This window comes from Mesorhizobium sp. M2A.F.Ca.ET.037.01.1.1 (assembly GCF_003998075.1).
Lineage (GTDB): Bacteria > Pseudomonadota > Alphaproteobacteria > Rhizobiales > Rhizobiaceae > Mesorhizobium.
On record NZ_RZSA01000524.1, the window covers coordinates 1 to 4670 of the forward strand.

5 protein-coding genes are annotated in these 4670 nt (G+C 64.7%); all 5 read right to left on the minus strand.

What is annotated here, in order from left to right; translation table 11 throughout:
• Positions 1–1102, minus strand: a 1102-nt coding sequence (gene lpdA / locus EOA27_RS23125; protein WP_127257291.1) for a dihydrolipoyl dehydrogenase, incomplete at its 3' end; no start/stop codon positions are given.
• Positions 1103–1130: 28 nt separating this feature from the next.
• The gene (locus EOA27_RS23130) at positions 1131–1769 is read right to left on the minus strand and encodes an SGNH/GDSL hydrolase family protein (RefSeq protein ID WP_126082765.1); all 639 of its coding nucleotides are present in this window, start codon (positions 1767–1769) and stop codon (positions 1131–1133) included.
• Positions 1770–1884: 115 nt separating this feature from the next.
• Complete coding sequence (locus EOA27_RS23135) at positions 1885–3258, minus strand: pyruvate dehydrogenase complex dihydrolipoamide acetyltransferase (protein WP_126082918.1); 1374 nt, start codon at positions 3256–3258, stop codon at positions 1885–1887.
• A 3-nt stretch (positions 3259–3261) separates the two neighbouring features.
• Positions 3262–4260, minus strand: coding sequence for an alpha-ketoacid dehydrogenase subunit beta (locus EOA27_RS23140; RefSeq protein ID WP_126082919.1), 999 nt, complete (start codon positions 4258–4260; stop codon positions 3262–3264).
• Positions 4260–4670 (minus strand): thiamine pyrophosphate-dependent enzyme (locus tag EOA27_RS23145; protein ID WP_245491143.1); only part of this gene is annotated, 411 nt, incomplete at its 5' end. The genes EOA27_RS23145 and EOA27_RS23140, both read right to left, overlap by 1 nt.

Below are 4670 nucleotides of genomic sequence, written 5' to 3' on the forward strand. Positions count from 1 at the left end.
AGGTGCAGCCGGGGATCTTCAGCTTGTCGATGGCGTGCACGCCCGGGAAGTTGGCGATCTTCTCGATGCAGACGACGCCTTCATGCTCTGCCTTGTGGGCGAGCATCGGCGGGCCGGCGACGTCGCCGATGGCGTAGATGCCGGGCACATTGGTCTTGCCGTAACCGTCGACGACGATGCAGCCGCGATCGGTCTTCACGCCGAGCGTCTCGAGACCGAGATTCTCGATGTTGCCCTGCACGCCGACGGCAGAGATCATGCGGTCGGCGGTGATCTTCTCCACCTTGCCGTCCTTCATCTCGACATGCGCGGTGACCGAATTGGCGCCCTTATCGACCTTGGTCACCTTGGCTTCGAGGATGATCTTCATCCCCTGCTTCTCAAACTGTTTTTGCGCGAATTTCGAGACTTCGGCGTCCTCAACCGGCATCACCGCGGGCAGCAGCTCGACCACCGTCACGTCCGCGCCCATGGTGCGGTAGAAGGAGGCGAACTCGATGCCGATGGCGCCCGAGCCCATCACCAGCAGCGACTTCGGCATCTCTTTCGGCACCATCGCCTCGAAATAGGTCCAGATCAGCTTGCCGTCCGGCTCGATGCCGGGCAGCGCGCGCGGCCGGGCGCCGGTCGCGAGAATGATGTGCTTGGCGGTGTAGGTGCCCTCGCCCTTGACGCCTTTCGGCACCGGCGGCTGCGGTTCCATCGCCTTCTTGGCGGTCTTCGAGACGACGACTTCGCCGGGCTTGGAGAGCTTCGCCTCGCCCCAGATGACGTCGACCTTGTTCTTCTTCATCAAGAAGCCGACGCCGCTGTTCAGCCTGAGCGACACTTTTCGCGAACGGTCGACCACGGCGGCCGGGTCGGGGCTGACCTTGCCGCCCTCGAGCTTAAGGCCGTAGTCCTTCAGGTGATCCGAATAATGCATGATCTCGGCCGAGCGCAGCAGCGCCTTGGTCGGGATGCAGCCCCAGTTGAGGCAGATGCCACCCAGATGCTCGCGCTCGACGATCGCCGTCTTGAAGCCGAGCTGGGCGGAACGCACCGCCGTGACATAGCCGCCGGGGCCTGAGCCGATGATGATGACGTCGTAGGATTCAGCCACGGGGTTTTCTTCCTGATCTTTCTGAAGGTTAGAATGAGAGCATCACGCGCACGAGCGGCGCCAGCGCCTTGCCGATGTTGCGCGTGTTCTCGGCATCGAGGTGGACGCCGTCGAGCGGCGTGGTGACGGCCACCGTGCCGGCGTCGAAGAAGCCGCAGCCGGCCTCGTCGGCCAGTGCTGAATATTGCGGCGCCAGACGCTTGGAAGCGTCGTCGCCGCCGGCGAACATTTCCTTGAATTCGGCATTGTCGGTGCGCGTCACCACCGGCGGCGCGACGATGAGGATCTGCGGTGCGGGCCAGTCGAACGGATAGTCATGGCCGCGCACGATGTCGATCAGGCGCTGGATGCCCTGTTTGGCTGCGACCGGATTGCCGTGGATCCATGGCTTCATGTCGTTGGCGCCAAGCATGATTATGATCAGGTCGAGCGGCGCATGGCTGGTCAGGATCGTCGGCAGCACACGGGCGCCATTGCGGTCCGCGCCGGCCAGATGGTCGTCGAAGGCCGTGGTGCGGCCGTTAAGGCCTTCGGCGATGACCTGGATGTCGTCGCCGAGCTCGGCCCCCAGCAAGCTCGGCCAGCGATCCTGGAGCGCATGGCGCCCGAGGCTGGCTGCGTCGTAGCCCCAGGTGAGAGAGTCGCCGTAGCAGAGAATCGTCTTCATGCTTTTGCCACACCCCTGCCGTCACCGGTCGACCAGGCCGCCAGCGCGCGATCCGCCCGACGGAAAGAACAAGGCGAAAGGCCGGTGAAGAATTTCCGCACCGCCTTTTCCCGTCCTACACCAGCATGCCCATCGGGTTTTCGATCATGCGCTTGAAGGCGCCGAGCAGTTCGGCGCCGAGCGCGCCGTCGACCGCGCGGTGGTCGGTCGAAAGCGTCACTGACATCACCGTGGCAATCTTGATCTCACCCTTCTTCACCACCGCACGCTCCTCGCCCGCGCCGACCGCCAGGATCGTCGCATGCGGCGGGTTGATGACGGCGGCAAAGTCCTTGATGCCGAACATGCCGAGATTGGACACCGCCGTCGTGCCGCCCTGATACTCTTCCGGCTTCAGCTTGCGGCTCCTGGCACGGCTGGCCAAATCCTTCATCTCGTTGGAGATCACCGACAGCGTCTTTTCATCGGCATGCCGGATGATCGGCGTGATCAGGCCGCCGGGGATCGACACGGCGACGCCGACATCGGCGTGCTTGTGCTTGACCATGGCGTTCTCGGTCCAGGAGGCGTTCGCATCCGGCACCGCCATCAGCGCCATCGCCATCGCCTTGATCACCATGTCATTGACCGAGAGCTTGTAGGCCGGAACCTCGCCCTTGTCGGTCTCCCTCATGGGTGCTGAGGCATTCAACTGCGTGCGCAACGCCAGAAGCGCGTCGAGCTCGCAGTCCAGCGTCAGATAGAAATGCGGGATGGTGGACTTCGCCTCGACCAGGCGGCGCGCGATGGTCTTGCGCATGTTGTCATGCGGAACGAGCTCGTAGGAGCCTTCGGCGAACAGCTTCAGCACCTGGTCGTCCGACATCGGCTTGGGCGCGGGCGCCGGGGCGAACGGGACTTCGGCCGGAATCTCGGCGGCCGGCTTAGCGAGGGTGGCCGTGCCTTTCGCTGCGACCGCGGCCTCGACGTCGGCGCGCACGACACGGCCGCGCGGGCCGCTGCCTGCCATGGCCGAGAGGTCCAGATTTGCCTCACGGGCCAAGCGTCGAGCCAAAGGCGTGGCTCGGGCGGGCCCCTGCGATTGGCTGATCTCCCCCCTTGTGGGGGAGACGGCCGGCAGGTCTGAGGGGGGCCGGACGGAATGAGAGGTTGGCGGGACAACGCCCGCACCTGTCGGCTGCGCCGACATCTCGCCCACGAGGGGGGAGATTGGCGCCTTGTTCTGCGGCGTCTCAGCCGAATACACTTCATCGTCGGCATAGATCCAGGCGACGGGCTCACCGACGGGAATGTCGACGCGCTCCTTGCCAGTGACGTTGCGAAGCGTGCCGCTGGCCGGCGCGTCGATCTCCATCGCCGCCTTGTCGGTCTCGATCTCGAAGAGCACGTCACCCTTCTTGACGCGAGCGCCCTCCTCGGCGAACCAGCGCGAGATCTGGCCGGTCGCCATGTCCATGTCGACCTTGGGAAGAATGACTTCTGTCGGCATCGCTCAGCGGACCCCTTTCACGAGGTCGCGCGCTGCGGCGATGATGTCGGGAACCTGCGGCACGGTGGCCTTTTCCAGGTCCGGATTGTAAGGGATCGGCGTCTCGGCGCCGCCCAGGCGCACGATCGGCGCATCGAGATAATCGAAGGCCTCGCTTTCGGCGACTAGCGCGCTTACTTCCGCGCCGATGCCGAGCGTCTTCACCGCTTCGTAGACGCAAAGCAGGCGCGAGGTTTTCTTCACGCTGTCGATGATGGTCTGCCTGTCGATCGGGCGGATGGTGCGCAAGTCGACCACCTCGATGTCGATGCCTTCGCCTTCCAGCGCGGCAGCAGCGTCAAGCGCCTTCTGCACCATGATCGACGTGGCGACGATGGTGAGGTCGCGACCTTCGCGGCGGATCTCGGCCTTGCCGATCGGAACGGTATAGTGGCCTTCCGGCACATGGCCCTTCATCTTGTAGAGCAGCTTGTGCTCGAAGATCATCACCGGATCCGGATCGGCAACGGCGGCCAGCAGCATGCCCTTGGCATCGTGCGGCGTCGCCGGCTGGATCACCTTCAGGCCAGGCACATGGCCGAGCCAGGCTTCCAGGCTCTGGCTGTGTTGGGCGGCTGCACCCGTGCCGGAGCCGGCAGGGAAACGCATCACAACCGGCACCGAGACCTCGCCGCCCAGCATGAAGCGCATCTTGGCCGCCTGGTTGACGATCTGCTCCATGCCGAGCGTGGCGAAATCCGAGAACTGGAATTCGAAGATCGGCCGCATGCCGGTGACGGCCGCGCCAACCGCGACGCCTGCACCGCCCAGTTCGGAAATCGGCGTGTCGATCACCCGGTCGGTGCCGTACCGTTCGACGAGGTCGCCGGTCACCTGGAAGGCGCCGCCATAAACGCCGATATCCTCGCCCATCAGGAAGACGCGCTCGTCCATGTCCATGGCGATCGCCATGGCTTCCTGGATCGCCTGGGCGTAGCTCAGTTCACGCACCGCGGCGTCCATCACGCTTGCTCCGTGTAAACATAGTTTTCGAGGGTGGCGATCTCGGGCGCCGGGCTCGCCTTGGCGAACTCGATGCCGTCGGCGATCTCCTTGGCGACCGCGTCGCGGATCGCCTCAATGCCCTGGTCGTCGATGAAACCGAAATCGCGCAGCTCCGTCTCGAACAGCGTGATCGGATCGCGGTTCGCCATCCAGTCCTCGATCTCTTCCTTCGTGCGATAGCGGTTGCGATCGCTCTTGGAATGGCCGCGATGACGGTAGGTCTTGGACTCGATCAGCGTCGGCCCCTCGCCGGCGCGCGCCCGCTCGACCGCGTTGAAGGACGCCTCGGCCACCTCGGAGAAGATGTTGCCGTTGACGATGACGCCCGGCATCGAATAGGCGGCCGCTCGTTCGGCGATGTTCTTCAC

Excerpts from the sequence above, each read along its gene's own strand:
- EOA27_RS23130 (WP_126082765.1), bottom strand. The coding sequence starts at position 1,769 with ATGAAGACGATTCTCTGCTACGGCGACTCTCTCACCTGGGGCTACGAC.
- EOA27_RS23135 (WP_126082918.1), bottom strand. The coding sequence starts at position 3,258 with ATGCCGACAGAAGTCATTCTTCCCAAGGTCGACATGGACATGGCGACC.
- EOA27_RS23140 (WP_126082919.1), bottom strand. The coding sequence starts at position 4,260 with ATGGACGCCGCGGTGCGTGAACTGAGCTACGCCCAGGCGATCCAGGAA.